This is a genomic window from Pseudomonas sp. KH_050, assembly GCF_057838875.1.
In genome coordinates this window covers 188,361-214,808 of the sequence record NZ_CM174478.1, presented here as the reverse complement: position 1 = coordinate 214,808, position 26,448 = coordinate 188,361, and the positions used below count along the sequence as shown (strand labels likewise).

23 protein-coding genes are annotated in these 26,448 nt (G+C 58.3%); 8 read left to right on the top strand and 15 right to left on the bottom strand.

The window, feature by feature from the left end; all coding sequences use genetic code 11:
- Position 1 precedes the first annotated feature (1 nt).
- The gene (locus tag AC3IUA_RS00940) at positions 2 to 1,126 is read left to right on the top strand and encodes a methionine ABC transporter ATP-binding protein (RefSeq protein ID WP_489358665.1); all 1,125 of its coding nucleotides are present in this window, start codon (positions 2 to 4) and stop codon (positions 1,124 to 1,126) included.
- Positions 1,116 to 1,760: a methionine ABC transporter permease gene (locus AC3IUA_RS00935; RefSeq protein ID WP_489358664.1), complete on the top strand. Its 645-nt coding sequence runs from the start codon at positions 1,116 to 1,118 to the stop codon at positions 1,758 to 1,760. Before AC3IUA_RS00940 ends, AC3IUA_RS00935 begins: the two co-directional genes overlap by 11 nt.
- 69 nt (positions 1,761 to 1,829) lie before the next feature.
- On the opposite strand, the gene AC3IUA_RS00930 is transcribed toward AC3IUA_RS00935, so the two are convergent.
- Positions 1,830 to 4,727 carry an RHS repeat domain-containing protein gene (locus tag AC3IUA_RS00930; RefSeq protein WP_489358663.1) on the bottom strand — a complete coding sequence of 966 codons (2,898 nt, stop codon included), beginning with the start codon at positions 4,725 to 4,727 and terminating at the stop codon, positions 1,830 to 1,832.
- Positions 4,728 to 4,799: 72 nt separating this feature from the next.
- Between AC3IUA_RS00930 and AC3IUA_RS00925 the strand changes: the two genes are divergently transcribed.
- The gene (locus tag AC3IUA_RS00925) at positions 4,800 to 5,429 is read left to right on the top strand and encodes a class I SAM-dependent methyltransferase (protein ID WP_489358662.1); all 630 of its coding nucleotides are present in this window, start codon (positions 4,800 to 4,802) and stop codon (positions 5,427 to 5,429) included.
- 326 nt (positions 5,430 to 5,755) lie between these two features.
- Here AC3IUA_RS00925 and AC3IUA_RS00920 read toward each other — a convergent pair whose 3' ends face one another.
- The 3 genes from AC3IUA_RS00920 to AC3IUA_RS00910 form a co-directional block, all read right to left on the bottom strand.
- Positions 5,756 to 6,538: a MetQ/NlpA family ABC transporter substrate-binding protein gene (locus tag AC3IUA_RS00920; RefSeq protein ID WP_489358661.1), complete on the bottom strand. Its 783-nt coding sequence runs from the start codon at positions 6,536 to 6,538 to the stop codon at positions 5,756 to 5,758.
- A 170-nt stretch (positions 6,539 to 6,708) separates the two neighbouring features.
- Entirely contained in the window at positions 6,709 to 7,644 is a 936-nt protein-coding gene (locus AC3IUA_RS00915) for a sigma 54-interacting transcriptional regulator (RefSeq protein ID WP_489358660.1), read from the bottom strand.
- A 55-nt stretch (positions 7,645 to 7,699) separates the two neighbouring features.
- Positions 7,700 to 8,281, bottom strand: a complete 582-nt coding sequence (locus AC3IUA_RS00910) for an alpha/beta hydrolase (RefSeq protein WP_489358659.1) — start codon at positions 8,279 to 8,281, stop codon at positions 7,700 to 7,702.
- Positions 8,282 to 8,826: 545 nt separating this feature from the next.
- Here AC3IUA_RS00910 and AC3IUA_RS00905 point away from each other — a divergent pair.
- The gene (locus AC3IUA_RS00905) at positions 8,827 to 9,831 is read left to right on the top strand and encodes an AraC family transcriptional regulator (protein WP_489358658.1); all 1,005 of its coding nucleotides are present in this window, start codon (positions 8,827 to 8,829) and stop codon (positions 9,829 to 9,831) included.
- 58 nt (positions 9,832 to 9,889) lie between these two features.
- Here AC3IUA_RS00905 and AC3IUA_RS00900 read toward each other — a convergent pair whose 3' ends face one another.
- Together AC3IUA_RS00900 and AC3IUA_RS00895 are read right to left on the bottom strand one after the other, a co-directional pair.
- A complete protein-coding gene (locus AC3IUA_RS00900) occupies positions 9,890 to 10,258 on the bottom strand; it encodes a response regulator (RefSeq protein ID WP_489358657.1) in 369 nt (122 codons plus the stop codon).
- 87 nt (positions 10,259 to 10,345) lie between these two features.
- The gene (locus AC3IUA_RS00895; protein WP_489358656.1) at positions 10,346 to 11,032 is read right to left on the bottom strand and encodes a Crp/Fnr family transcriptional regulator; all 687 of its coding nucleotides are present in this window, start codon (positions 11,030 to 11,032) and stop codon (positions 10,346 to 10,348) included.
- An 85-nt stretch (positions 11,033 to 11,117) separates the two neighbouring features.
- Between AC3IUA_RS00895 and AC3IUA_RS00890 the strand changes: the two genes are divergently transcribed.
- The gene (locus AC3IUA_RS00890) at positions 11,118 to 11,642 is read left to right on the top strand and encodes an Mpo1 family 2-hydroxy fatty acid dioxygenase (protein WP_489358655.1); all 525 of its coding nucleotides are present in this window, start codon (positions 11,118 to 11,120) and stop codon (positions 11,640 to 11,642) included.
- Positions 11,643 to 11,914: 272 nt separating this feature from the next.
- Complete coding sequence (locus AC3IUA_RS00885) at positions 11,915 to 12,886, top strand: IS110 family RNA-guided transposase (protein ID WP_489355766.1); 972 nt, start codon at positions 11,915 to 11,917, stop codon at positions 12,884 to 12,886.
- A 66-nt stretch (positions 12,887 to 12,952) separates the two neighbouring features.
- Here AC3IUA_RS00885 and AC3IUA_RS00880 read toward each other — a convergent pair whose 3' ends face one another.
- The 6 genes from AC3IUA_RS00880 to dibA all read right to left on the bottom strand — a co-directional run bounded on the left by AC3IUA_RS00880 (position 12,953) and on the right by dibA (position 19,194).
- On the bottom strand, positions 12,953 to 13,942 hold the full coding sequence (locus AC3IUA_RS00880) for a sulfate/molybdate ABC transporter ATP-binding protein (protein WP_489358654.1): 990 nt from the start codon (positions 13,940 to 13,942) through the stop codon (positions 12,953 to 12,955).
- 3 nt (positions 13,943 to 13,945) lie between these two features.
- The gene (gene cysW / locus AC3IUA_RS00875; RefSeq protein ID WP_489358653.1) at positions 13,946 to 14,818 is read right to left on the bottom strand and encodes a sulfate ABC transporter permease subunit CysW; all 873 of its coding nucleotides are present in this window, start codon (positions 14,816 to 14,818) and stop codon (positions 13,946 to 13,948) included.
- 13 nt (positions 14,819 to 14,831) lie between these two features.
- Positions 14,832 to 15,650 (bottom strand): sulfate ABC transporter permease subunit CysT, encoded by an 819-nt coding sequence (gene cysT, locus AC3IUA_RS00870; protein ID WP_489358652.1) that lies wholly within the window; start codon positions 15,648 to 15,650, stop codon positions 14,832 to 14,834.
- 82 nt (positions 15,651 to 15,732) lie between these two features.
- Positions 15,733 to 16,743 carry a sulfate ABC transporter substrate-binding protein gene (locus tag AC3IUA_RS00865; protein ID WP_489358651.1) on the bottom strand — a complete coding sequence of 337 codons (1,011 nt, stop codon included), beginning with the start codon at positions 16,741 to 16,743 and terminating at the stop codon, positions 15,733 to 15,735.
- Between the two features lie 149 nt (positions 16,744 to 16,892).
- Positions 16,893 to 17,075: a sulfur starvation response protein OscA gene (gene oscA / locus AC3IUA_RS00860; RefSeq protein ID WP_007941032.1), complete on the bottom strand. Its 183-nt coding sequence runs from the start codon at positions 17,073 to 17,075 to the stop codon at positions 16,893 to 16,895.
- Between the two features lie 196 nt (positions 17,076 to 17,271).
- Positions 17,272 to 19,194 (bottom strand): phosphodiesterase DibA, encoded by a 1,923-nt coding sequence (dibA, locus tag AC3IUA_RS00855; RefSeq protein ID WP_489358649.1) that lies wholly within the window; start codon positions 19,192 to 19,194, stop codon positions 17,272 to 17,274.
- A 146-nt stretch (positions 19,195 to 19,340) separates the two neighbouring features.
- Between dibA and desA the strand changes: the two genes are divergently transcribed.
- Both desA and AC3IUA_RS00845 read left to right on the top strand, forming a co-directional pair.
- Entirely contained in the window at positions 19,341 to 20,525 is a 1,185-nt protein-coding gene (gene desA / locus AC3IUA_RS00850) for a delta-9 fatty acid desaturase DesA (RefSeq protein ID WP_489358648.1), read from the top strand.
- A 277-nt stretch (positions 20,526 to 20,802) separates the two neighbouring features.
- Positions 20,803 to 21,792 carry a GGDEF domain-containing protein gene (locus AC3IUA_RS00845; RefSeq protein ID WP_489358647.1) on the top strand — a complete coding sequence of 330 codons (990 nt, stop codon included), beginning with the start codon at positions 20,803 to 20,805 and terminating at the stop codon, positions 21,790 to 21,792.
- Between the two features lie 153 nt (positions 21,793 to 21,945).
- On the opposite strand, the gene AC3IUA_RS00840 is transcribed toward AC3IUA_RS00845, so the two are convergent.
- The 3 genes from AC3IUA_RS00840 to gabD all read right to left on the bottom strand — a co-directional run bounded on the left by AC3IUA_RS00840 (position 21,946) and on the right by gabD (position 26,196).
- Positions 21,946 to 23,160, bottom strand: a complete 1,215-nt coding sequence (locus tag AC3IUA_RS00840) for an HDOD domain-containing protein (protein WP_489358646.1) — start codon at positions 23,158 to 23,160, stop codon at positions 21,946 to 21,948.
- 137 nt (positions 23,161 to 23,297) lie between these two features.
- Positions 23,298 to 24,575, bottom strand: a complete 1,278-nt coding sequence (gene gabT / locus AC3IUA_RS00835; protein WP_489358645.1) for a 4-aminobutyrate--2-oxoglutarate transaminase — start codon at positions 24,573 to 24,575, stop codon at positions 23,298 to 23,300.
- Positions 24,576 to 24,753: 178 nt separating this feature from the next.
- On the bottom strand, positions 24,754 to 26,196 hold the full coding sequence (gabD, locus tag AC3IUA_RS00830) for an NADP-dependent succinate-semialdehyde dehydrogenase (RefSeq protein WP_489358644.1): 1,443 nt from the start codon (positions 26,194 to 26,196) through the stop codon (positions 24,754 to 24,756).
- Positions 26,197 to 26,448: the final 252 nt, after the last annotated feature.

The following is a 26,448-nucleotide window of genomic DNA, read 5'->3' as shown; positions in this document are numbered from 1 at the left end:
CATGAGTGCAGCGACCGCCCAACGCAGGCTGGACAACCCGCCCGCGCAGAACGCCGAGCAGACCGACCTGCATCCCCAGCTGAATCGCGCCCACGTGCGCTTTATCGGCCTGGGCAAGACCTACGAGGGCCGACAAGGCCCGGTGAATGCCTTGCACGGTATCGACCTGGCAATCCAGCGTGGTGAAGTATTCGGCATCATCGGCCGCAGCGGCGCCGGCAAGTCGTCGCTGATCCGCACCATCAACCGCCTGGAGCAACCGAGCAGCGGCCGGGTGCTGATCGATCATGTCGACATCGGCGAGTTCGATGAAGATCGACTGGTGGCGCTGCGCCGACGCATCGGCATGATCTTCCAGCACTTCAATCTGATGTCGGCCAAGACGGTTTGGCAGAACGTCGAATTGCCGCTCAAGGTCGCCGGGGTGTCCAGGGAGCAGCGCGAAAACAAAGTCCGTGAACTGCTGGAACTGGTGGGCCTGCAAGACAAGCACCAGGCCTATCCGGCACAACTTTCCGGTGGGCAAAAGCAGCGCGTCGGGATTGCCCGGGCGCTGGTCCATGACCCGGCAATCCTGCTGTGCGACGAAGCCACTTCGGCGCTCGATCCGGAGACCACGCAATCGATTCTTGGCCTGCTGCGCGAGATCAACCGGCGACTGGGCCTGACCGTCATTTTGATCACCCATGAAATGGCGGTGATCCGCGATATTTGTGATCGGGTGGTGGTGCTCGAACATGGAAGAATCGTCGAGCAAGGGCCGGTCTGGGAAGTCTTTGGCAACCCACAGCACGAGGTCAGCAAAACCTTGCTCGCACCGTTGCAACATGGCTTGCCGGATGAACTGCAAAGTCGCCTGCAAGCGCAACCGCAGTCGGCGCGGGCCACCGTAGTACTGCGCCTGCAGTTCACCGGCAGCGCTGCTGACGAACCGGATCTGGCCGCACTGTTCAGCGCCCTCGGCGGTCGTGTGCGCCTGTTGCAGGGCGGAGTCGAACGGATTCAGGGACACGCCCTGGGACAGCTGCTGCTGGCGGTGACGGGCTCGCCTCACGGCGCGGAAGAATTACGCCAGCGCGCAAGGCAATGGGCACAACACGCGGAGGTACTGGGCTATGTGGTTTGATCGATTACTCCAGGGTGTGATCGACACCTTCCTGATGGTCGGCGTGTCATCGCTGATCGCGCTATTGGCGGGTATTCCACTGGCGGTGATTCTGGTCACCAGCTCCAAGGGCGGGATCTATGAAGCCCCGGCGTTGAATCGGGTACTCGGGGCCTTCGTCAATCTGTTCCGTTCGATCCCGTTTCTGATTCTGATGGTCGCGCTGATTCCCTTCACCCGGCTGATCGTCGGCACCACCTATGGCGTGTGGGCGGCCGTGGTCCCGCTGACCATCGCCGCCACACCGTTCTTTGCGCGCATCGCCGAAGTCAGCCTGCGCGAGGTCGACCACGGCCTGATCGAAGCCGCCCAGGCCATGGGCTGCCGGCGCGGGCATATCGTCTGGCATGTGCTGTTGCCGGAAGCGCTGCCGGGAATCGTCGGCGGTTTCACCATCACCCTGGTGACCATGATCAACTCCTCGGCCATGGCCGGCGCGATTGGTGCGGGCGGGTTGGGTGATATCGCTTACCGGTATGGGTATCAACGGTTTGATAGCCAGATCATGCTCACGGTGATCGTGTTGCTGGTGATTCTGGTGGCGGCGATTCAGGTGGGTGGGGATCGGTTGGCTCGAGGGTTGAACAAAAGGTGAATCGACTGTACCGATTATCGGTCGCGAGTAGCAGCGCATCTCGAGCGCGCACAAAATCGCTTATCCGGCTCAACTATTAAGCAACCTATGAAATTCCAGGCTATCGGCAAGTCGATGACTCAACTCTGTTGCTGCGGATATAATGGTGTCCGCATTTTCAGACCCGATTTTCGCCCTCATGCCTGGATTTTGATTAAATAAAGAACCCGCAGCATCAATATCCAACGTTGAGGCCTGACGACCCTCATATTCCGCAACCGCTTCGATAAAAGCCCTACGAGTATTCGCGATTCGCTCCCCAGGAGGAATCAAAAATTTCACAGGCAACTTCCCTCGCATAGCATGTTCTGAATGAGACCGCGACGAGTTAGCTCTCAAATAGAAATAATCCTTCGTGGCGGACCCCGTGACAAATCCATTTACGTTTCTTAAATGCGTAATTTCATGACCAAGACGCCTGGCTATAGTACCTGCGTCAATATCGCTAACATTGATAAATATCCGTCCATGGATATCGCCTTGATAAACAAAGGCTTTGGCATTCCCGGGGACAGAATCAACCCCTACAATTTTATCTCCCCCCCTGGGCCCTTGATATTCTCTTGCCAACTCCTTTCCTCGTACAAAAGAATCTAATACCTTGCCTCTAACACTTTCGTACGCTGGACCAAAGAAGATGCGCAAAATTTTTGCATGATCCACAAACTCCGAACTCATAGCAGTTTCTGCACCCGCATATATATGCTCTACCTCGTGAAATCCCGCCCTGATAATGGTTTGTTGTTCCAATGGAAACGCGTCTAATCCACGCGCAACAATTACACCCGACGCAGGTTGCCGCTCATACTGATCATGTTTACCCTCATAAATTCGGCCATCCACATCCTTTAGATTTATTGGATGATTCGAAACAAATAGAAAAATATTCAGACCATTAACAGGGCCCGCCGGATCGGCACTCAGCCACCGCTGTAACCATGGCGCGTAATACCGATATCCATAAAAATAAAGCCCCGTCGCATCCCGCTCTTTGCCCGAATACCGAATGGTTTTGTAATTCGCCACCAACGCACTTCTACCTGCCCAGCACGCCGTTCCGCCGAAGGCGTAATAGTGTTCCTGAGTCAGTACGCCCGCCTCGTGATCCAGCTCCAGACTACTGGAGTTCAAGTGATCGCCGAGGCTGTAGCGCAACTGATCGTCATGGCCACCTGCAGGCCAATGCAGCGCTCGCACATTGTTGCGTCCCGCCTCGACGCTGATGACATGTCGTGCTACACCATTGGCTTCGCGATGGACTTCAAGACCAGGGAGATAGCGGACTTCCGTGCGCAGGGTCCGACTACCGGCCTGGCTGAAATGCACCTTGCGTAACCGATGACCGGGGTGGGCATAGACATAACATTCGTAATCGTCAGTCTCGCCCTCGCGTTTGACCAAGGTCACCCGACTTGGCTGGTTGCGAATGTCCCAATCCATGGCCAACCCGCGTTGCAGCTCCCGTTGGTTGCCGCAGGCATCGAAGCCCGAATCGATTTCAGGTTCGCCCGGCAATGAACCATCGTCCCGTTGAGCCAGGCTCCGGTTGCTGCTGGCGGAGGTAAACATTGAAAACCCCGGCGCACCGCTGTGGTGACGGGTGATCAGATTGCCCGCCGGGTCGTAATCGAATTGTTGGGTGTAATTGCGCCTTTGGTTGGGGTCCAGCGGGGTGGGCAGCAACTCCGGCAGTGCGGGCCCATGGCTCGGCGTGCTGACTTCCCAACCCTTGGCTTCGACGAGTCGATACAGGCTGTCATAGCGGTAGCGATTGACCGGTTCGATACGCTGATTGTTGAAATGGATAACGGATTGAGCCTTGTCTTCCAGCTCGACGATATTACCCACCGGGTCGTAGACGTAGTTCAGGTCCTGCAACGGTTTTTGTTTCCCGACCGCCGCCAGCAACCTGATCAAACGACCGTCCTCGGCAGCATAGTCGGCACAGGTCACCACGCCATTGCCGGCCGTTTCGCTTTCGATCTGGTCATGGGCGTTGTAACGAATGTCACTGACCAGACATTGCGGTTGTTTGCCGTCCCCGGCCAAGAGCAGCCAAGTCTCACGCAGTTTTCCCGTCACGTCGTAACCAAAGGTTCGGACATGGCCCATGGCGTCGGTCTGACGCTGAATCTCGCCGGTGGGATTGAAGGTGTGGCGGGTGATGAACGATTGATCTTCCAGCAAAGCGTCGCGCGCGCCTGGCTCAGATGGCCAGTCGGGGATTTCAAGGCTGGAGAGGAAACGTCGGGCTTCAACCAACACGGCACCTGACAGACCATACTCGCTGACGACCTGGGTACCTGCCGGGTCGTCATGGCGGATCGGCTGCCCGCACTGGTTGTGTCCGGCAAACGCCGGATCGGAGCCACCGTAGGTCAACCGTTCAACCACGCGAGGCGCTTCTCCAGCGGCCTGTTCCATGACCATGACCGGACGCTGTTGATTGTCATATTCGGTGTGCCGCTGACTGCCTCGACCATCCCAGAACGAACACAACGAGCCTGCCTGATCCGTCAGGTTCAGCTGCCAACCGGCATCGACGCTGTCCATCAGTAAAGGCTGGCCGTTCAAACCGTGGATTGTGGCGAGGTTCGGCTTCGGCGCGGTGCTCCACAAACGTGGGTCCCACGACTGAGATAGCCGCCCCGCAGCGTCGTAAATCTGCCGGGTGATGCGTGGCTCGATCACCGGTTTGTCCGGGTGGCGACAGTAGCCCACGCTGCGGATCGCCAGCGAACGCGGGTCCATGACCGACAAGGTCGGTGTGGCAGTATCGCGGTGAGCATTCACGGCATAACGATCCTTCGCTGCGGTGAAGTGAAGACTGACCGTTTTTCCACCTGACGGATACTGTAAGAAGTAACAGGTGGCCTGAAGCGGTGTGAGTGCAGCTGTCTTTTGATAGGCCTTCAAAATAAAAGCCATCAAGACAGTTGCTCCCACTCAGGTGATGAAGCGCTTATAGTCGGCGCATCTCCTTTGCCTGCGCAGCCGACCATGAAACAGACTCCCGCCGACCTCGAGCAGATCACCTCCACCACCCTGGGCCATTACAACCAGGTGGCCGAGAGTTTTCGTGAGGGCACCCGCGACCACGACGTCAGTCAAAACATCGATGCGTTGCTGCGGCATATTCAAGGCCAGGCGCCGTTCACTATTCTCGACTTCGGCTGCGGTCCGGGGCGCGATCTGCAAACCTTCACGCGCATGGGTCATATCGCGGTGGGCCTCGACGGCTCGGAACGCCTTGCGCAAATGGCTCGCGAAGACAGCGGCTGCGAGGTCTGGCAGCAGGACTTTCTCAAACTCGACCTGCCTGCCGAGCACTTCGACGGAATCTTCGCCAATGCAGTGCTGTTTCACGTTCCAGGGCAGGAGTTGCCTAGGGTTTTGAAGCAACTGCGTGCGACCCTCAAGCCAGGCGGGGTGCTGTTCAGCTCCAATCCTCGAGGCGATAACCAGGAAGGCTGGAATGGCCCGCGTTATGGGGTGTATCACAATCTGGAGTCGTGGCGCGGGATATTGACTGAAGCCGGGTTTGTCGAGCTGGAGCACTACTATCGACCGGCGGGATTGCCGCGAGAGCAGCAGCCTTGGTTGGCGAGTGTTTGGCGTAAACCGGTGTAGACAGTTCGGACGTCATCGCGAGCAAGCTCGCTCCCACGGAGTTCTTCGTCGATAACAGATCCATCGTTGGCCAGGGGATGCTCGATGAACCGGCGTGGCATTGGCCGGATTGATCGGTGAACTGCGTTGGGCTTGAAAAGATCGCAGCCTATCGGCAGCTCCTACACCGCGGGCACCCTTGATTTCACGGGTATACGCAATTCCTGTAGACGCTGCGATAGGCTGCGATCTTTTGACTTTCCCGCGCCCAATAAAAAACGCCGACGCTCTACCAGCCGCCGACGTTGAAACCTTGAAAGGTTTGGTGCGCTACAAAGCGCCGCGAATCAGAACGCCGGCAGTACTGCGCCGCTGTATTTTTTCGCGATGAATGCTTTCACTTCCGGGCTGGTCAGTGCCTTGGCGAGTTTCTGGATGGCGGCGCTGTCCTTGTTGTCCGGACGAGCCACCAGGAAGTTCACGTAGGGCGAATCGGCACCTTCGATAACCAGTGCGTCCTTGGCCGGGTTCAGACCGGCTTCCAGCGCATAGTTGGTGTTGATCATGTCCAGGTCAACCTGATCCAACACACGCGGCAGCATGGCCGATTCAAGCTCTTTGAACTTGAAGTTATGCGGGTTCTTGGCGATGTCTTTCGGGGTCGCCAGGGCGTTTTTCGGGTCTTTCAATTCAATCAGACCGGCCTTCTGCAGCAGGATCAACGCCCGGCCGCTGTTGCTGCCTTCGTTCGGGATGGCAATGGTCGCGCCGTCTTTGAGCTCGGCCAGGGTTTTGACTTTCTTCGAGTAGCCGCCGAAAGGTTCAACGTGAACGCCGATCACGGTCACCAGGTTAGTGCCTTTGCCATCATTAAAGCTTTTCAGGTACGGCAGGGTCTGGAAATAGTTCGCGTCCAGACGCTTTTGATCGACCTGCACGTTCGGTTGTACGTAGTCGGTGAAAACCTTGATTTCCAGATCCACGCCTTCTTTGGCGAGGGCCGGCTTGATCAGCTCGAGGATCTCGGCATGCGGCACCGGCGTTGCGGCAACCACCAGTTTCTCGCCAGCCTGGGCAATGCCTGCAGCCAGGGCAGCCGCCAGTGCGGTGAACAACAGAACCTTTTTCATGCAGTGTCCTTATTCGTCATCATCGACGACGGCTTCAAGTGAGGTGCCAGTGAAGTGCTATCTCTGGCGTGATGCGGACAATACCGGGATTTTTTATTCCCGAACAATATCTTTTATTCACTTTCATATTCCATTTTATTCATATTGACGCCACCCGCTCAGGCCGCGACCTACAAGGACCGCGCAAGTCGTTCGAGAAGGCTTTTCAGTGCAGCCCGTTCGCCAACAGAACCACTGCTGCCGATTCGCTCGACCTGTTGTTCGATCAAGGGTAACGGCGCCAGGTTTTCCGGCAGATTCAAGTGTTCGGGCAAAATTTCGTCGCCACTGCTAACCAGCAGCGCAAAGTGAATGACGTTCTCCAGCTCGCGGGTATTGCCCGGCCAGCTGTGATGTTCCAGCAGTTGCTGCGCCGCTTCGCTGATCAATGGCACCGGCAGGTCCAGCCGCTGGCTGTAGATACCGAGGAAGTACTCGGCCAGTGAAAGGATATCGCCGACCCGTTCGCGCAATGCCGGCAGGTCCAGCTGGCCTTCGCTCAAGTAGAGAAAGAGCCGCTCATGGAATTTACCGGCAGCCACCGCTTGTGCCAGGTCGATACTGGTAGCCGCCACCAGCCGCACGTCCACCGGGCTCGGCTGTTGAGCTCCGACACGGGTGACTTCGTGGTTCTCCAGCGCCGCGAGCAGCTTGATCTGGATCGGCAGCGGCAAATCGCCGATTTCATCCAGGTACAGGGTGCCGCCGTTGGCTGAACCGAACCAGCCGGCGCGGCTGCTGGCCGAGCCGCTGTAACTGCCGGCGGCATAGCCGAACAACTCGGCATCGGCGTAGGTCGGACTGATCGCGCCGCAGTTGACCGACACGAACAAACCACCACGGTCGCTGCCCCGATGGATATGTCGCGCCAGCAGTTCTTTACCGCTACCGGTTTCACCGCGGATCAGCACGGATATCGAGCGGGGTGCCAGTTGTTCGAGCTCGTGACGCAGCTGTCGTGAACGAGGGTCAACGAATACCAGCGCTTTGGCGCGAATACTCAGCGGGCTTTTTTCCGCATCGGGAAAGGTCAGCAGCGGCTGACCGAAGGTTTCATGCAAGCTCATGGCAGACTCCCGCCCAAATCCGCCGGGAGACGGGAGGCGTTAAAAAATAAAGGACTCAAGCACGGCGCAGGGAGTGCTGTTCCATGCGGTTTTGCAGACGGTAGAGGTAGGCGAAGCCCTGCTCCCAGCGGTGGTGCCCGGACTTCACATTGATGTGCCCGGCACCGGCCAGAATCCCGGCTTCGGCGCCCCAATTGCGGGCCAGCTCAAGGGCACGAGTGGCGCTGACGGCACTGTCGTTGTCCGAGCTGACGACCTGGCTTGGGAACGGTAACAGGTGCGTCGGGATCGGTGCGAAGTTGCGCAAGGCCGGTGCGCAGGCAGGGCGTTCGACATCCGCGGGTGCGACCAGCAAGGCGCCGCGGACCTGACGCAAAAAACCGAGAGGGGCCTGTGCCGCCCAATGAGCAACGGTGATGCACCCCAGGCTGTGGGCGATCAGGATCACCGGCGTGCTGTCGGCGGTTATGGCCTCGGCCAACGCGGCAACCCAATCTTCGCGACGAGGTGTTAACCAGTCGGCCTGCTCCACGCGCGCGCTGTTCGGCAAACTGCTCTGCCAATGGCTTTGCCAATGATCTTCTGACGATCCTTGCCAGCCCGGCACGATCAGATAGCGAATTGATTCGTTGCGCATGGGGAGCCCTCCGGCTGCTGGTCTGTTCGGGATCCAGTATAGGGAGGAGAGTTATATTCGTTAAGGAATAAGAAGCTATTTATTAATTCCATAAATGAATATGCAGAGCGAGAGCAAGCTCCCTCGCCACCAAGGTGATTGACCATACTGTTGTGGCGCCTCGGAAAATAAAAAAAGGCCGCACCCTGCCAAGGAGACGGCCCCGAAAATCGTTGATTCAGTAGATTTCGCCGTAGTTCACGCCGAGGGACGAATCATTGACCTCAAAAACTTATATCTCAAAGTAATTTTTTAAGATTTAAATAGATCAAAAACGAATAAAAGAATTTAACCATCGTCTTCGCAGGCAAGGCCGCACCTGGGCGCCACATCCTGAGCCCGACCCACAGGCTTGCCGGCGAAGTTGTGCATTCAGGCGCGTGGGACTTGCAGAAATACCCTGCATGATTCCATCCTCTTGTTATTGATGTTCGCATCCTGCCCTGCGTCATCGAGCAGAGTGCTAGCCGTGAACGCCAACCTGTTGACCGGAAGCGCCAATCATCATGATTGAACCTACCTCCCTCGCCAGCTGGACCCGCGCCCTGCGCAAACAACTCGACGCTCTTGGCCTCGACAGCGACGCGCTGTGCCGCGAAGCCGGACTCGACCCACAACTGATGGACGACCCGAACGCCCGTTATCCGCTGTCCGCCACCACGCGCCTGTGGGAAGTGGCGGTCAGGGCCAGCGGCGACCCGGCGATCGGCTTGCGGGTCTCGCGTTTCGTCAGCCCGACCACCTTTCACGCCCTGGGCTATGCGCTGGTAGCCAGCGGCAGCTTGCGCGAAGTCTTTGAGCGGATCGTGCGTTATCACCAGGTGGTCAGCGACGCTCTGGAGCTGGAGTTGAACCTGCATGGCGACCGCTATTGCTTTCATCTGAAGGTGCCTCAGAGCAGCCCGGCACCGGCGTTCGAAGCCATCGATGCGTTTGCGGCGATCTATGTGCGTACCTGCCGCAACCGTCTGGGCCGGGACTATGCACCGCTGGCGGTGTACCTGCGCCGGCCCGCACCGGCTGATCCCAAACACTGGCACACAGTGTTCCGCGCGCCGATCTTCTTTGCGGCCGACGAGGACCGTCTGGAGTTTGCCGTCAGCGATTTCGACAGTCATCTGGATGACGCCAACCCGGAACTGGCCGAACACAACGAAACAGCGCTTGAGCGCACCCTGACGCAATTGAAACCATTGACCTGGGAGCGCAAGGTCCGCTCCGCCATTGAAGCCCAATTGCCGGAAGGCGAACCTTCCGCCGAACGCATCGCCCAGGCGTTGCACCTTAGCCTGCGCAGCCTGCAACGGCATTTGGCGGATGAAGGTTGTCGCTTTGATACCTTGCTCAATGAATGTCGGGAGAACCTGGCGCTGCTGCACCTGCGTGACCCGCAGTGCTCATTGAGCGAGATCAGTTATTTACTGGGTTTTCCCGACACCAGCAGCTTCAGCCGCGCCTTCAAGCGCTGGACGGGGATGACCCCGGGGCAGTTTCGGGATGGGTTGCGGTGAGCAATGAGATTTGTGTTGCCTGCGCCGGCCCCGATGGCATTAGCCCAGACACCATCAATCAACGCCCCCGAGCGCGCCTCAACAACGTGCGCACCCGTGCCACCAGCTCACTCGTGGCAAACGGTTTGAGCAGGTAATCATCGTCATGCAATTCAAGCCCACGCAGCCGGTCTTCAATCCCGTCCTTGGTGGTCAGGAACAACACCGGCGTCGCGCCGCGCTGACGAATCTGCTGGAGCAATAGCCAGGCGTTGAGCCCCGGCAACATCACGTCGAGGATGATCAGATCGTATTCGGGCTGCTCTTCGATCAAGCGTCGCCCCTGCATCCCGTCCACCGCCACATCCACCGCATAGCTCGCTTCGCCCAGGCCCTTGGCCAAGAGCTTTGCAGTCTTGGGTTCGTCTTCTACTAACAGCAAACGCATGGTGCACCTCGATTGTCGTAGATACAGGCTAGGCGCCTTGGTGACCATTGCCCATCACTAACGGTTATTTCAGATGCGCCGACTGATTCAGGACTGCGCCGCGCCTCGTAACTTCTCCAGGTCCAGCACTTCAATTTCGCCATAACTCAACTGCACGATGCCCTGGTTCTGCAGGTCCTTGAGGATCTGGTTAGTGGTCTGCCGGGAGAGCGAAAGCATCAATGCCAACTGCTCCTGAGGCAACTGCAGGACGCGCCTCGAGGACTCGGTCTCGCCATAACCTTCGGCAATCAGCAGCAGCCGGTGGGCCACACGCGTCGCCGCGGGCATCAGGCTCAACTGTTCGAGATTGATGAATGTCAGGCGCAATTTATGGCTCATCAACAACGCCAGTTGGCGCCAGAATTGCGGATGCTCTTCCAGCAGGTCGAGCAACGCGGTCTGAGTCACCTGCAGCAGAATACAGCGGCCGATACCGTAGGCGTCGTGGGTTCGTGGCTGGCCATCGAACAGGCAGATTTCACCGAACCAGTGCGGCGGTTCGACCACGCTGAGCAACGCCTCCTTGCCCTGCTCGCTGACCGCGCCAATGCGCACCGCGCCTTCAAGCACCGCATACAAGCCACAAGGCGGATCGCCGCGCTTGAACAACCGTTGCCCGGGCGCCAGGCGCCGCACCCTGGCGGCAGCCAGCAGACTATCCTGTAACAAGGCAGGTAAGTGAGTGAACCACTGCCCGCACGACAAACGCGGACGCCAGGCCTGCATATCCATTAGATCTCCAGATGATTGTCGCCTGGCTGACAGAGCGAAGATTGAGCGCAGGGCATGATCGAACTCCCCACAGGAGCAAATAACAATGAAAAACCTCGTTGACCATCTCAGTCAATACGCCGCCTACCATCGCGACCCGCGAAATATCGCCAGCCACTTTATTGGCATACCACTGATCGTGGTCGCTGTTGCGGTGTTGCTGTCACGGCCGCAATGGCCGCTGGCCGGGCTCTGGGTGTCGCCAGCGGTGCTGTTGGCATTGGCCGCGGCATGGTTCTATTTGCGCCTGGAGTTGCGTCTGGGAATGCTGATGAGCGTATTGCTTGGCCTGTCCGTTTGGCTAGGTCATGCGCTCGCGCAACAGAGCACGCTCGTCTGGCTCGGCAGCGGAATCGGCATGTTTGTCATCGGCTGGGCAATCCAGTTTGTCGGCCATCACTACGAAGGGCGCAAACCGGCGTTTGTCGATGATGTGACGGGATTGATCGTCGGGCCGCTGTTTGTCGTGGCTGAACTGGCGTTCATGCTGGGGTTGCGGCAGGACCTCAAAGAGCAGATCGAGGCGCGAGTCGGCGGGGTGCGGATCAATCGGAAAAATGCGGCGGTTTAAGAACCGTTAAAAGATCGCAGCCTACGGCAGCTCCTTGTATCTCGACTATCGCTCCGCCAGGAGCGATAGTTCTCGACTGATCATCGAGGGAGGGATTTGGAAGCCGTGCAGCTCCTTAGGCCTAGAGCCTGCGACGTAGATCGTGCTCCAACCCTCCACACTCACTCATATAGTTCGAACGGTATCTTGGGCCCGTCTCTGGCGAGAGCCCGCATTCGCAAGGTTGGACAGAGTGCAGTGATGATCACAATTGATTCAATTGGGAGACGATCATGTCCGATTATGTTGGCGTCGACGCCGCTAAACACACCTTTGACATCGCCAAATACCTGCCTAACGGCAAACATAAAACCAAAGCAAAATTGCCCAATGCAATCAAGGGGTTCGAGGAGTTCCACGCCTGGCTGCAGAAGCACGTCGAGCCTTCAGCCTTAATCGTGATGGAAGCCACCGGCATCTACCACGAAGCGCTGGCCGAGTTCTTGTACAACAAGGGCTATCGGGTCTGTGTCGTCAATCCTGCGCAGACCAAAGCCCATGCCAGGAGTGATTTGCAACGGGTCAAAACAGACAAGACCGACGCCAAGCTAATCGCCGATTTCGCCAAGGAAAAGCATGAAAAGCTAACGCTGTGGGCGCCGGAGCCACTGAAGTATCGACAGGTGAAGGCCATGGTTCGTCGCCTGAATGACCTTCAGGAAATGCTGCAAATGGAACGTAATCGTCTGGACGTGTCCGACGACAGCGTCAAGGTTTCGATCAATTCCGTCATCAACCACATCCAGAAAGAGATTGCCGAAACCAAAAAGGCGCTGAAGAAACACATTGATGACGACCCGGACATGCGCCAAATGCGCGACTTGGTGGTGACCATTGATGGCATTGCCGACAAATCGGCGCAGATGCTTTTTGCCGAGCTGGGCGACCTGCGAAAGTATTCGAATCCTCGACAAATGGTGGCGGCGGCGGGCTTAAATCCAAAGCTGGAAGAGTCTGGCCAGCTTAAGGGCCGCACCTTTATCTCGAAAATCGGATCAGCGCGACTCCGCACCGGGCTCTACATGCCAGGTCTGGTGGCGATGCAGCATAACGAAGCGATTATCGCGCTCAAAGAGCGATTGAAAGCCAACGGCAAGGCCCCCAAGCAGATCATCTGTGCAGCGATGCGCAAGCTGCTGCACATCATCTTTGGAGTGATCAAATCGGGCCAACCATTTGACCCGAAACTTGCGCTTGCCCGGTGAGGGTTAAGACGGTATCTACAGGGGTACACCCGTAGGAGCTGCCGCAGGCTGCGATCTTTTGCTTTTTTAGATGTTCGCCACTTTCTGCCAGACCTTTGGCTTGAAGAACAACGTCTCACCGCGCGCCAGACCGATCAGGCTGTCGTGATCCTTGACCACTTCCGCCTCGATCAGCTCACTCTGCCCTTCGACTTTCAACGTCACCCGGGTAGTCGCGCCCAGTGGGCGGATATCGCGCACTTCAGCCGCGTGGTGGTCTTCCAGTTCATGGCGCGACAGCGACACCTCGTGCGGGCGAAACAGCACATGCTTGTCTTCACCCAAGTGCAGACGGTTGGAGTCGCCCAGGAAGTGATAGACGAAATCGCTGGCCGGGTTTTCGTAGACTTCACCCGGCGAACCGATCTGCTCGATCACGCCCTTGTTCATCACCACGATACGGTCGGCCACCTCCATGGCCTCTTCCTGGTCGTGGGTCACAAACACCGAGGTCAGGTTGATGTCTTCGTGCAACCGCGCCAACCAGCGACGCAGTTCTTTACGAACCTTGGCATCCAGCGCGCCGAAGGGTTCGTCCAGCAGCAGGACTTTTGGTTCCACTGCCAGGGCACGGGCCAGGGCAATACGTTGACGCTGGCCACCGGAAAGCTGTTCCGGGTAGCGGTCGGAGAGCCAGTCCAGTTGCACCATGTTCAGCAGTTCGTGGACTTTGACCGCGATCTGGCTTTGCGTCGGGCGCTGGTTTTTCGGTTTCATGCGCAGACCGAACGCGACGTTGTCGAACACGGTCATGTGGCGGAACAACGCATAGTGCTGGAACACGAATCCGACGTTGCGATCGCGCACGTCGTGGCCGGAGACGTCTTCACCGTGGAACACAATGCTGCCGTCATCCGGAGTTTCGAGGCCGGCGATGATCCGCAGCAAAGTGGTCTTGCCGCAGCCCGACGGGCCGAGCAGCGCCACCAGTTCACCGCTCTGGATGTCCAGATTGATGCGGTCCAGGGCCTTGAAGGCGTGGAAGTTCTTGCTGACATTACGGACTTCGATCGACATGATTTATTCCTCCGCCGCACTGGCGCGCAGGCGGTTAATACGGTTCTCGCTCCACTGCTTGAGCAGCAGGATGAAGAGCGCCAGGATCAGCAACAGACTCGCCACGGCAAACGCCGCGACGTGGTTGTACTCGTTGTAGAGAATCTCGACATGCAGCGGCAAGGTGTTTGTCACCCCGCGGATGTGCCCGGACACCACCGAAACCGCGCCGAACTCACCCATTGCCCGCGCGGTACAGAGCACCACGCCGTAGATCAGACCCCACTTGATATTCGGCACAGTGACATGCCAGAACATCTGCCAGCCATTGGCACCGAGCAACCGCGCGGCTTCTTCTTCCTGGGTACCCTGCTCCTGCATCAGCGGGATCAGTTCCCGGGCCACGAACGGCACGGTGACGAAGATAGTCGCCAGCACGATGCCCGGCAGCGCAAAGACGATCTGGATGTCGTGGTCCTGCAGCCATGGCCCGAAAAAGCCCTGGGCGCCGAACATCAGCACATAGACCAGACCGGCGATCACCGGCGAAACCGAGAACGGCAAGTCGATCAAAGTCACCAGCATGCTCTTGCCGCGGAACGAGTACTTACTCACGCACCAGGCGGCGCTGACGCCGAACACCAGGTTGAGCGGCACCGAAATCAGCACCGCGATCACTGTCAACTTCAGGGCCGATAGCGCATCCGGCTCGAAGATCGCGGTGAAAAATGCACCGAGGCCGAGTTTCAGCCCCTGCGACACCACGATAAGCAGCGGCAACAACAGGAAGAGGGCAAAGATCAGCCAGCCGAGGCCGATCAGAATGCGTCGTGAAACAGCGCTGCCACGACGGGCGGCGTTGGCCGAGGAAGCGGCGGTAAGCGTTGAACTGGACATATTCCGGGCCTCCTTATGGGGTTTCGATGCGCCGCTGCAACAAGTTGATCAGCAGCAACAGGACGAAGGAAACCACCAGCATCAGCACGCCGATGGAGGTGGCGCCGGTGTAGTCGTATTGGTCGAGCTTGACCATGATCAGCAGCGGCAGGATCTCGGTCTTCATCGGCATATTGCCGGCGATGAAGATCACCGAACCATACTCGCCAACACCACGGGCGAAGGCCAGGGCGAAGCCGGTCAGCCAGGCGGGCAGCAACGCCGGTACCAGGATGTAACGAAACACCTGCAACGGCTTGGCCCCCAGGCAGGCAGCAGCTTCTTCGACTTCACGAGGGATATCGGCGAGCACTGGCTGCACTGTACGCACCACAAACGGCAAGGTGACAAAGGTCAGCGCCAGAGTGATACCCAGCGGGGTGTAGGCGATCTTGAAGCCCAGATCAGCAGCGAACTGCCCGACCAGTCCATTCGGCGCGTACAGGGCCGTCAGCGCAATACCGGCCACGGCAGTGGGCAGCGCGAACGGCAGGTCGATCATCGCGTCGATGATCTTGCGTCCGGGGAAGGTGTAGCGCACCAGCACCCAAGCCAGCAACGTACCGATAATGCCATTGATGATCGCGGCATACAGCGCGGTGCCGAAACTCAGCTTCAACGCCGCCAGCACGCGGGGTGCGGAGATGATTGCCCAGAACTGATCCCAGGTAAGTTGAGCGGCATGCACGAACATCGCTGCCAGGGGTATGAGCACAATCAGGCTGAGGTACACCAAGGTGTAACCCAGCGTCAGCCCGAAGCCGGGTATGACGGGGGAGATACGACGCGACATAAAAGTCCTTGGTTGAACGCGCGAAGCCCCGAATCGCAATCCGGGGCTCTTTGCTAGCTACTGAGCAATCCGCTTCACGGCATTATTGCGCGGTGTAAATCTGGTCGAATACACCACCGTCATTGAAGAATTTCGGTTGGGCAGTTTTCCAGCCGCCGAAGTCTTTGTCGATAGTCACCAGATCCAGTTTCGGGAACTGCTTGGCGTACTTGGCCGCCACGTCCTTGTCACGCGGACGGTAGAAATTCTTCGCGGCGATTTCCTGGCCGGCCGGGCTGTACAGGTGCTTGAGGTAGGCTTCGGCGATTTCGGTATTGCCCTTCTTCTCGGCGTTTTTATCCACCACTGCCACTGGCGGCTCGGCGAGGATCGACAACGACGGCACCACAATGTCGAACTTGTCCGCACCACCGTCTTCTTTCAGCGCCAGGAACGCTTCGTTTTCCCAGGCCAGCAACACGTCACCCTGACCGTTGTTGACGAAGGTGATGGTCGAACCGCGAGCACCGGTGTCCAGTACTGGAACGTGCTTGAACAGCTCTTTGACGTATTCCTGAGCCTTGGCTTCGCTACCGCCGGCTTTCAGTCCATAGGCCCAGGCGGCAAGGAAGTTCCAGCGCGCGCCGCCGCTGGTTTTCGGGTTCGGGGTGATCACCTCAACACCGTTCTTGGTCAGATCGCCCCAGTCCTTGATGCCTTTGGGATTGCCTTTGCGCACCAGGAACACGATGGTCGAGGTGTAAGGCGTACTGGCCTCAGGCAAGCGTTTTTGCCAATCCGCCGGCAGGGACTTGCCGAGCTTGGCGATTTCGTCAATGTCACCGGCCAATGCCAGTGTCACTACATCCGCCCGCAGGCCATCAATCACCGCCCGGCCCTGTTTGCCCGAGCCACCGTGGGATTGCTGGATTTTCACGTTGTCGCCAGCGTGGTCTTTCTTCCAGAAATTGACGAACTCAGCGTTGAAATCCTGATACAGCTCACGGGTCGGGTCGTATGACACGTTGAGCAACTCGTAATCCTTGGCAACCGCGGAACCAGCAAAAATGGCGCTGGCGAGAGCGGCCAGGGCGTAACGGCGAATCGACGACATAGTGAAAGCTCCTGAAATTCTTGGGGTGTTGGCTTTTCTTATGGGTTGAAATCGGGTCGCCTCGGGAAAAGATCGCAGCCTGCGGCAGCTCCTACGGGGGATTTGAGTACACCTGTAGGGCCTGAGATCTTTTGACGTTGGCTGTGTAATCAGCTCGGTTTGTTACCCGGGTTCTGCAAGCGGAATTTCTCTTTGCGTTCGATCTGTACCACTTGAGCGTTGTGCACGGTGATTTCCACTGCCCCAAAGCGCAGGTCGCGCAATGCGCTCTGGATCTCGCGCAAAATGGTTGCTTCGTCCTGACCGTCAACGCTACGTAGAGATGCGCTCATGGTGTTGCTCCTCAATAAGATGTGCCTGGCAGTGGCGACACTGCTTGCGGCTTGAGAGCAATAGTAGATAGGCGCAGATATTCTTAAAAATACTATTTAAGAATGTTTATATAACCAGAATAAATTATTTGCTGGGACGGGGAGTTACGTAGGAGTGGGGGCGTCAAGATCAAAAGATCGCAGCCTGCGGCAGCGCCTACAACCGAATCGCCGGCGCCCTCGCCCAGTCCAGCTCCTGAGCCGGCATTGGCCGCCCAAACCAGTAGCCCTGGCCCAGGTCACAGGCATGCTCAAGCAGGAAACCCGCCTGCTCGATCTGTTCGATGCCTTCGGCGTGAACCTGCATGCCCATGCTTTGTGCCAGGGCGATAATCACCCGCACGATGGCTGCATCGTCGTCATCCAAAGGCAACCCGGCGACAAAACCCTGATCGATCTTGAGTTTCTGCACCGGCAAGCGTTTGAGCCGCAGCAGCGATGAATAGCCGGTACCGAAATCATCGATGGCCAGGCGCAAGCCCAATTCCCGCAGCCGGTGCATTTGCTCCAGCGCCACTTCGGGATCCTCCATCACCGCGCTTTCAGTGACTTCCAGCTCCAGAAAGGCCGGATCCAGCCCGGTGTCGTGCAACACCTGGGCGACCTGCTGATAAAGCTCGCGACGGGCGAACAGACGACTGGAGACATTCACCGCGACGAACGACAACACCACTCCCGCCTTCAGCCATTGGCACATCTGCTGACAGGCTTGCTGCAGGATCCAGGCATCGATCTCGGCAATCAATCCGGTGCGCTCGGCAATCGGAATAAACTCGGCCGGCGACACCATGCCACGCTCGGGGTGCTCCCAGCGCACCAAGGCCTCGACGCCGATCAAGCGACTGGTCTGCAATTGGTGCACCGGTTGGTAGTACACCCGCAATTCCTGCTGTTCGAGTGCGCGGCGCAGCTCATTGGCGATTTCTACCCGGTGCTGAGCGTGAGCGGTGAGTTCTTCGGTGTACAGGGCATACCCTTCACGCCCGGCACTTTTGGCCTTGAACAGCGCCGAATCGGCATTGCGCAATAGTTGTTCGGCACTCAACGCATCGCTGGGGAACAGGCTGATACCGATGCTGGCATTGATGAAAAGTTGGTGCCCGCTGAACCTGAACGGTTCTTTCAAGCCGTCGATAATCCGCTGCGCCAGCGCTGCCGCCTGCATCAGTTGTGGGCAACTTTCGGCCAGCACGGCAAATTCGTCGCCACCCAGCCGCGCCACAGTGACCCCGGGGCCGAACATCCCTCGCAAACGCTCGGCCACCGCCTTGAGCAACTGATCGCCGACATTGTGGCCGAGGCTGTCGTTGATGATTTTGAAGTGATCCAGATCGATCAGCAGCAAGGCACAGCCACGCTTGTGGATCTGCGCCGAGGCTAGCGCCTGCTCGGCCCGGTCGGTGAAGAGCAAGCGGTTGGGCAAGTCGGTCAGCGGGTCGTGGTGCGCCAGGTGAGCCAGTTCATGCTGCGAATCCTTGATCGCGCTGATGTCGGAAAACACCGCGACATAATGGCTGAGCTCACCCTGGTCATCCTCTATGACCCGAATGGTCTGCCACTGCGGATAAATCTCACCGCCCTTTCGCCGGTTCCAGATTTCACCGCTCCACTCTCCGGTGCTTTTCAGGGACTCAAACATGGCGACATAGAACGTCGGTGGATGATGGCCGGACTTGAACATGTTCGGCTGACGACCGAGTACTTCTTCACGCTGATAGCCGGTAATTTCCATGAACGCCCGGTTCACATGGACGATCAACCCACGCCGGTCGCTGACCAGTACTCCTTCGCGGGTGCAATCGAACACCGCGGCTGCCTGACGCAAACGCTCGCGGTCTTCACGCTGGTGACGCAATGTTGCGCCGAAGCCGAGAAAACCTATTAATCGTGCGCGGGCGATGAAGATCAGACCGGCACTGAACAGGGCCCAGACATAGTCATTGATGAGTTGCCAGCGGACCAGATCAGTCGACTCATCGAAGAAACTGCTCAATAAATGACCACTGAGTTGCAGCCAGAAAACTGACAACAGCAGGTAAAGCAGCGACGCACGCAGCGCAGCGCGATAAGAAACCGACATAAGGCAACAATGTCCCTACGAAAAACTTGGAATTATAGAGGAAAGACACATCCCGCCACTCTTATCTGAAAGGCCGACTGGTTTTATCTGCGGGCTGAGTGATAATGCGCAGGCTGTATTTCATTTTTTCGAGGACCATACAACCTATGTGGTACAACGGTTTTCTCGACTTGTCGCCCTGGCAACTGGTGGCAGTCACCCTGTTGATGACCCATGTGACCATCGTTGGCGTCACAGTCTATCTGCACCGTTATTCAGCCCATCGCTCCCTGGAGCTCAATGCCGGCCTGAAACATTTCTTCCGCTTCTGGCTGTGGCTGACCACGGCGCAGAACACCCGCGAGTGGACCGCTATCCACCGCAAGCATCACGCCAAATGCGAAACCGTCGATGACCCGCACAGCCCGGTGATCAAAGGTCTTTCCACGGTCCTGCGCAAAGGCGCCGAGTTGTACCGCGCCGAAGCAGAAAACCCCGAGACCCTGCGCATCTACGGCAAGAACTGCCCGGACGACTGGATCGAACGCAACCTATACACCCGCTACCCATTGCTGGGTGTCGGGATCATGGGCGTCATCGACCTGCTGCTGTTCGGCACCATCGGCATCACCATCTGGGCGATCCAGATGATGTGGATTCCGTTCTGGGCCGCCGGCGTCATCAATGGTCTGGGCCATGCCGTCGGCTACCGCAACTTCGAATGCCGCGATGCAGCGACCAATCTGGTGCCCTGGGGCATCCTGGTCGGCGGCGAAGAGCTGCACAACAACCACCACACCTACCCCAATTCGGCCAAGCTGTCGGTGAAGAAATGGGAGTTCGATCTCGGCTGGGCATGGATCAAGGTCTTCAGCTTCCTGCGTCTGGCCAAGGTTCAGCGAGTCGCGCCGATCGCCCACCGGGTCGAAGGCAAGGGCAACCTGGACATGGACACCGCCATGGCGATCCTCAACAACCGTTTCCAGATCATGGCCCAGTACCGAAAATTGGTCATTGCGCCACTGGTCAAGCAGGAGCTGGAAAAGGTCGATCATTCGGTTCGTCACCAATTCCATCGGGCCAAGCGTCTGCTCTCGCGGGAAACCAGCCTGCTGGATGACAAGCACCACCTGCGTATCCAGACCATGCTCGAGCACAGTCAGGCGTTGAAGGTCATTTACGAAAAACGCCTCGCTCTGCAGCAGATCTGGCTCAAGACCAGCACCAACGGTCATGACATGCTGGCAGCGATCAAGGAGTGGGTTCACGAAGCCGAGGCCAGCGGTATTCAATCGCTGCGCGACTTTGCCCATCAGTTGAAAACCTACTCGCTGCGCCCCGCTACCGCCTGACACTATGGTGAGGGGCTTACCTGTGGTGAGGGGGCTTGCGCCCACGGGCCGGTCCTCGCTCGGGCGCAGCGGCCCTAAAATCTGCACGCGCTTTAACGACAAAACGCAGTCGCACGTTTCGGGGCGGCTTGACCGCCCGGCGGGAGCAAGCACCCTCGCCACAAAAACGGGAACTTAGCTGCAAATCCCTTATCTCAAAGAGCAATTCGCCATCCAGGCGGGCTTTGCTGTGGCCGCTTTCGCAACTTGAGTGGCACGCCCTTCGAGATCTGTGCCGATGGTCCATAAAGATCTACACATTCCATCCTCTCAAGCGTGGCCCGACGCTGCGCAAACGCTGCTTGCCTTGATGCATGCCCAAGGCGAAGTCGCGCGTCTGGCCGAGCGTGAGCAACTGTTCAGCTCCTTGCTGGTAAGCGTCAACGCGGTACTTTGGGCTTTCGACTGGGAAGCTCGAAAAGTGCTGTATGTCAGCCCGGCCTATGAGCGCATCTTCGGGCGTTCCGCAGGCCTGCTGCTGGCCGACTACAACGAATGGCGCAACAGCATTTACCCGGACGACCTCGAGTACGCCGAACGCAGCCTGGCCGAGGTTTTTCGCAAAGGCGCCGTCGAGGATCGCGAGTACCGCATTATCGCGGCCGACGGCCAGATTCGCTGGATCAGCGATAAATGCTTCATCAACCGCCAGGCCGAGCCCGGCCAGCCGTTGATCGTGGTCGGCATTGCCGAAGACATCACCGAAAAAAAGCTGCTCGAAACCGAACTGCAACGCCTGGCCACCACCGACGTCCTGACCCAAAGCAGTAATCGTCGACACTTTTTCGAATGCGCCCATCGCGAATTCGAAAAGGCTCGTCTGCAAGGCTCACCGCTGTCTTTTCTGTTGCTGGACATCGACGACTTCAAGCTCGTCAACGACACCTATGGCCACCCGGAAGGCGACCTGGTGTTGCAACGCATCGCCGAAAGCGGCCGAGCGGCACTGCGTCGCGGTGACCTGTTCGGACGCATCGGAGGTGAGGAGTTCGCGGCGGTCTTCCCTGGTTGCGCGCCCGAAATGGCGATGCAAGTCGCGGAACGTCTGCAACGAGAAATTCAGCGCCTGAGCTTCAACCACGAAGGACGGTCCTTCGGCATCACGGTGAGCCAGGGTTTGACCAGCCTCACCGCCGAAGACCAAAGCCTGGACAGACTGTTCGCTCGCGCCGACGCCGCGATGTACGAGGCCAAGCGCCAGGGCAAGAACCGGATTGTTTCGGGGTGAGGTCTGGAACGAGCACGACAGGTATACGCGATCAACTGTGGCGGGGGAGCTTGCTCCCGCGGCCCGGTCCGCGCTCGGGCGAAGCGGTCGCAAAACCGGCGGCGATGTTTACCTGATAATGCGCGGCGGTAAATTTCAGGAATGATGCTCAACCTAGCCTTTGCGCAACCGCATCAGCTCCGGCAAGCCTATCTTGAGCAGGCGCGCTGCCTTGCTTTTGGCAATTGCCTCAACGCCTTCTGAAGGCCTCAGACGGGCCAGTTGTGCGGCGATATTCATCACTAACGCTTCACGGCAGTAAACCCCACCACCGAGCTGGTAGACCGCAGCGATCAGCTCACGCAACTCCAGTGGCAAGCGCCAGCGCGTGCGCAGGGCCGAACCGTAGGCGGCGCCAAAATCGACCAACGCGTTACCGATCTCTTGCTGATCATCCAGCTCGCCGCCGGCCTGCTTCCATTCCTGCAGGCAACGCAGCAACGCCAGATCCCCAAGGCGATGCAACATGCCAGCGCAATAGCAGCGTTCCTGATCCAGATCCAGCAAGCGCGCCAACGTACGGCCGTATTCCGCGGTGTGCAGTGACAACTCCCAATACCGTTCGGCGTAATCGCCCAACGCCGGATCGCTCAATTTGGCGCTGCGCTTGAGGGCCAGGCCAAGAATCAGGTTCATGCTTTGTACGGTGCCCAGCCGGTGCAAGGCCTGGGACAGGGTCTGCACAGAGTCGCCACGGTGATGAGCGGCGCTGTTGGCTGCGGCGATCAGCACTGCGGTAATCTGCGGGTCAGCGCGGATTTCCTGTTCCAGCAGGATCAAATCCAGCCCGTAGGCGTTGAGGCTGCGTTTGACCGCCAGCTGCACGTCGGCCAGCAACGGCGCGCCATCGGCGACTTCCCGTCGACGCTCGAGAAAAACCGATAAGGTCATGCCCGGCGCCAATACCGGAGCCTCGCACGAAACGGACTGACCCGCGGCCAACAGCAGCCCCTGCAAACGCAGAGTCAGGCTTTCCATGTTCAGGGGTTTGGTCAGGTAAGCCGTGGGTGCCAGCGGCAAGACTTCGCGCACGCTGGCACTGTCATTGCGGCTGGTCATGAGGATAAACGGCAGCACCGGATTACGCTTGCGCTGACGCACACTACGCAGCAAACCCAACCCATCGACGCCCGGCAGTTCCCAATTGGCGATCACCAGGTCATAGGGGTTCTCGGCCAACAACAGCAATGCTTCCTGGCCATCGGCACACACATCCACTCGTGCGTCGCAACGCACGTTCAATAACACCTGCTTGAGCAGGTCACGAGCCCAAGGGTCCTCCTCGGCAATCAACACTCGTGGTACAGCAGGTAACTCAACCGCAATCATCGGCACGCTCCATAAGGCATGCGTGCACCTTAATCAATGCCGGCAGTCCGATACAGGGGAAAACCCGGATCTACCGACAACCCCATAAAAAAACCCGCCGAAGCGGGTTCTTTTGTCGATCAGGTCACACTCAGCAATCAGAGCTCGGAGAAACACTCTTCGATGATTGCCAGACCTTTGTCCAGTTGCTCGTCCGGCGCAGTCAGCGGCACCAGTACGCGCAACACGTTGCCGTAAGTACCGCACGACAGCAGGATCAGGCCCTTGTCGCGAGCCTTGGCCACAACCTTGGCCACAGCAGCGGGGTTCGGCTTGTGGCTGTCGCCGTTTTCGAACAGCTCGACGGCGATCATCGCGCCCAGGGCACGGACTTCGCCGATTACCGGGTACTTGGCCTGAATGGCTTTCAAGCCAGTGACTAGACGCTCGCCGACTGCTTTGCAGCGGTCCAGCAGGTGCTCTTCTTCGAACACTTCCATCACCGCCAGCGCAGCTGCGCAAGCGATCGGGCTACCGGCGTAAGTGCCGCCCAGGCCGCCTGGAGCGATGGCGTCCATGTATTCGGCCTTGCCGCACACACCAGCCACCGGGAAGCCGCCAGCGATGGATTTGGCGAAGGTGGTCAGGTCGGCAGCAACGCCCATCTGCTCCATGGCGAAGAAAGTGCCGGTACGGCCAGCGCCGGTTTGCACTTCGTCAGCGATCAACAGAATGCCGTGCTGGTCGCACAGAGCACGCAGACGCTTCATGAATTCTTTCGGTGCGACGTAGAAACCACCTTCGCCCTGAACCGGCTCGATGATGATTGCAGCGATGTCACGCGGCTCGGCGTCGTTCTTGAAGATGCGCTCGATGCTGGCGATCGAATCATCGATGCTCACGCCATGCAGTTCGTTCGGGTACAGCGCGCGGAAGATGCCGCCTGGCATCAGGCCCATGCCGGCCGAGTAAGGCACGACTTTACCGGTCAGGCCCAGGGTCATCATGGTACGACCGTGGTAAGCGCCGGTGAAGGCGATCACGCCGGCACGGCCAGTGGCGGCACGCGCGATCTTGATGGAGTTTTCTACAGCTTCGGAACCGGTGGTGATCAGCAGGGTTTTCTTGGCGAAGTCGCCCGGAACCTTGGCGTTGATCTTTTCGCACAGCTCTACATAAGGCTCGTACGCCAGAACCTGGAAGCAGGTGTGGGTCAGCTTGTTCAGTTGCGCAGTCACGGCCGCGATGACTTTCGGGTGCAGGTGACCGGTGTTCAGCACGGCGATACCGCCGGCGAAGTCGATGAACTCGCGACCTTCAACGTCGGTCACAGTGGCGTTCTTCGCCGAATCGGCGAAGATCGGGTGAATCTGGCCAACGCCGCGCGGTACAGCGGCTTCACGGCGTTTCATCAGGGATGCGTTAGTCTTGCTCATAGTGTCCTCATTCGCCGCTCATCGGTCGGCGTAGCTCAAGGAATACGTGGCGGGAGGCAACTATGGCAGCATGCGATGATCGACTGCCACAGCTTTCCCGGCCACAAAGAAAAATCGTTTGACGCGCAGAAAGGGGACAGCGCTCTCGTGCCCCTCTCCGCTCAATGCCTTGCCGGGGTTAGATGCCCAGGCAGAGGTATTTGATTTCCAGGTAATCTTCGATGCCGTACTTGGAGCCTTCACGGCCCAGGCCCGAGGCCTTGATGCCGCCGAATGGCGCGACTTCGTTGGAGATCAACCCGGTGTTGACGCCGACCATGCCGTATTCCAGGGCTTCAGCCACACGGAATACACGGCCCAGGTCGCGAGCGTAGAAGTACGAGGCCAGACCGAACTCGGTGTCGTTGGACATCGCGATCACGTCGGCTTCGTCTTTGAAGCGGAACAGTGGAGCCAATGGACCGAAGGTTTCTTCCTTGGCCACCGCGGCATTGTTCGGCACGTTAGTCAGAATGGTCGGCTCGAAGAAGTTGCCTTCCATGCTCTTGCCGCCAGAAAGCAGGGTCGCGCCTTTGCTGAGGGCGTCGGCAATGTGCTCCTGAACCTTGGCCACGGCTTTTTCGTCGATCAGCGGACCAGTAGTGGTGCCGTCTTCCAGACCGTTACCGATCTTGAGTTTGGCCACGGCCACTTTCAGTTTTTCGGCGAACGCGTCGTAGACCGAATCCTGAATGTACAGGCGGTTGGCGCAGACGCAGGTCTGGCCGTTGTTGCGGTACTTGGAAATGATCGCGCCTTCGACAGCCTTATCCAGATCGGCATCGTCAAACACGATGAACGGAGCGTTGCCGCCCAGCTCCAGGGAAACTTTCTTGATGTCCTTGGCGCACTCAGCCATCAGCTGACGACCGATTTCAGTCGAGCCGGTGAAGGACAATTTGCGCACGATCGGGTTGCTGGTCAGCTCGCCGCCGATGTCGCCGGCGCTGCCGGTAACTACGCTCAGCACGCCTTTCGGGATACCGGCACGGTGTGCCAGCTCAACCAGGGCCAGGGCCGAGAACGGGGTTTGCGAAGCAGGCTTGATCACCATGGTGCAACCGGCGGCCAGAGCCGGGCCGGCTTTACGGGTGATCATCGCGGCCGGGAAGTTCCACGGGGTGATCGCGGCGGTCACACCAATCGGTTGCTTGAGCACGATCAGGCGCTTGTCCGGCTGGTGACCAGGAATCACGTCACCGTAGATGCGCTTGGCTTCTTCGGCGAACCACTCGATAAAGGAAGCGGCGTAAACGATTTCGCCCTTGGCTTCGGCCAATGGCTTACCTTGCTCCAGGGTCATCAGGCGACCGAGGTCGTCCTGGTTTTCAATCAACAGCTCGAACCAGCGACGCAGCTTGTTCGCACGCTCTTTGGCAGTCAGTGAACGCCAGGCCGGCAGGGCTTTGTCAGCAGCTTCGATAGCACGACGGGTTTCGGCAGCGCCCATTTTCGGCACTGTGCCCAGAATTTCGCCCGTTGCCGGGTTGTTGACCTTGATCGTCTGACCATTGTCCGCATCGACCCAAGCGCCATCGATATAGGCTTGCTGGCGGAACAATTGGGTGTCTTTGAGCTGCATGTGGGCTTTTCCTTAACAGCACCGCGCAGGCGCGGAGCAAATTATTAATTGTAGAAAGGCGCCTCAAGGGCTGCCGTCAGGAAATTCATTCACCGGGCCGAAGCACATAAATAACGCACATAAAGTAACTCGTGCGGTTCAGCACCCAGACAAGAGCGTTTGAAATCTCAAACGAATCCTAGGATCAAAGGGGGTAAAGGACAATAGGCTGTTCGAAAAAAAGAACAAAAATGGCGCTTTTGCTGAAATTAT

Excerpts from the sequence above, each read along its gene's own strand:
- oscA (WP_007941032.1), bottom strand. The coding sequence starts at position 17,075 with ATGAGCGCATCTCTACGTAGCGTTGACGGTCAGGACGAAGCAACCATT.
- desA (WP_489358648.1), top strand. The coding sequence starts at position 19,341 with ATGTGGTACAACGGTTTTCTCGACTTGTCGCCCTGGCAACTGGTGGCA.
- AC3IUA_RS00915 (WP_489358660.1), bottom strand. The coding sequence starts at position 7,644 with ATGAGCTTGCATGAAACCTTCGGTCAGCCGCTGCTGACCTTTCCCGAT.
- dibA (WP_489358649.1), bottom strand. The coding sequence starts at position 19,194 with ATGTCGGTTTCTTATCGCGCTGCGCTGCGTGCGTCGCTGCTTTACCTG.
- AC3IUA_RS00895 (WP_489358656.1), bottom strand. The coding sequence starts at position 11,032 with ATGGATATGCAGGCCTGGCGTCCGCGTTTGTCGTGCGGGCAGTGGTTC.
- AC3IUA_RS00935 (WP_489358664.1), top strand. The coding sequence starts at position 1,116 with ATGTGGTTTGATCGATTACTCCAGGGTGTGATCGACACCTTCCTGATG.
- gabT (WP_489358645.1), bottom strand. The coding sequence starts at position 24,575 with ATGAGCAAGACTAACGCATCCCTGATGAAACGCCGTGAAGCCGCTGTA.
- gabD (WP_489358644.1), bottom strand. The coding sequence starts at position 26,196 with ATGCAGCTCAAAGACACCCAATTGTTCCGCCAGCAAGCCTATATCGAT.
- AC3IUA_RS00920 (WP_489358661.1), bottom strand. The coding sequence starts at position 6,538 with ATGAAAAAGGTTCTGTTGTTCACCGCACTGGCGGCTGCCCTGGCTGCA.
- AC3IUA_RS00890 (WP_489358655.1), top strand. The coding sequence starts at position 11,118 with ATGAAAAACCTCGTTGACCATCTCAGTCAATACGCCGCCTACCATCGC.
- AC3IUA_RS00930 (WP_489358663.1), bottom strand. The coding sequence starts at position 4,727 with ATGGCTTTTATTTTGAAGGCCTATCAAAAGACAGCTGCACTCACACCG.
- AC3IUA_RS00880 (WP_489358654.1), bottom strand. The coding sequence starts at position 13,942 with ATGTCGATCGAAGTCCGTAATGTCAGCAAGAACTTCCACGCCTTCAAG.
- AC3IUA_RS00925 (WP_489358662.1), top strand. The coding sequence starts at position 4,800 with ATGAAACAGACTCCCGCCGACCTCGAGCAGATCACCTCCACCACCCTG.
- AC3IUA_RS00905 (WP_489358658.1), top strand. The coding sequence starts at position 8,827 with ATGATTGAACCTACCTCCCTCGCCAGCTGGACCCGCGCCCTGCGCAAA.
- AC3IUA_RS00865 (WP_489358651.1), bottom strand. The coding sequence starts at position 16,743 with ATGTCGTCGATTCGCCGTTACGCCCTGGCCGCTCTCGCCAGCGCCATT.
- AC3IUA_RS00840 (WP_489358646.1), bottom strand. The coding sequence starts at position 23,160 with ATGATTGCGGTTGAGTTACCTGCTGTACCACGAGTGTTGATTGCCGAG.
- AC3IUA_RS00900 (WP_489358657.1), bottom strand. The coding sequence starts at position 10,258 with ATGCGTTTGCTGTTAGTAGAAGACGAACCCAAGACTGCAAAGCTCTTG.
- AC3IUA_RS00845 (WP_489358647.1), top strand. The coding sequence starts at position 20,803 with ATGGTCCATAAAGATCTACACATTCCATCCTCTCAAGCGTGGCCCGAC.
- cysT (WP_489358652.1), bottom strand. The coding sequence starts at position 15,650 with ATGTCGCGTCGTATCTCCCCCGTCATACCCGGCTTCGGGCTGACGCTG.
- AC3IUA_RS00885 (WP_489355766.1), top strand. The coding sequence starts at position 11,915 with ATGTCCGATTATGTTGGCGTCGACGCCGCTAAACACACCTTTGACATC.
- AC3IUA_RS00910 (WP_489358659.1), bottom strand. The coding sequence starts at position 8,281 with ATGCGCAACGAATCAATTCGCTATCTGATCGTGCCGGGCTGGCAAGGA.
- AC3IUA_RS00940 (WP_489358665.1), top strand. The coding sequence starts at position 2 with ATGAGTGCAGCGACCGCCCAACGCAGGCTGGACAACCCGCCCGCGCAG.
- cysW (WP_489358653.1), bottom strand. The coding sequence starts at position 14,818 with ATGTCCAGTTCAACGCTTACCGCCGCTTCCTCGGCCAACGCCGCCCGT.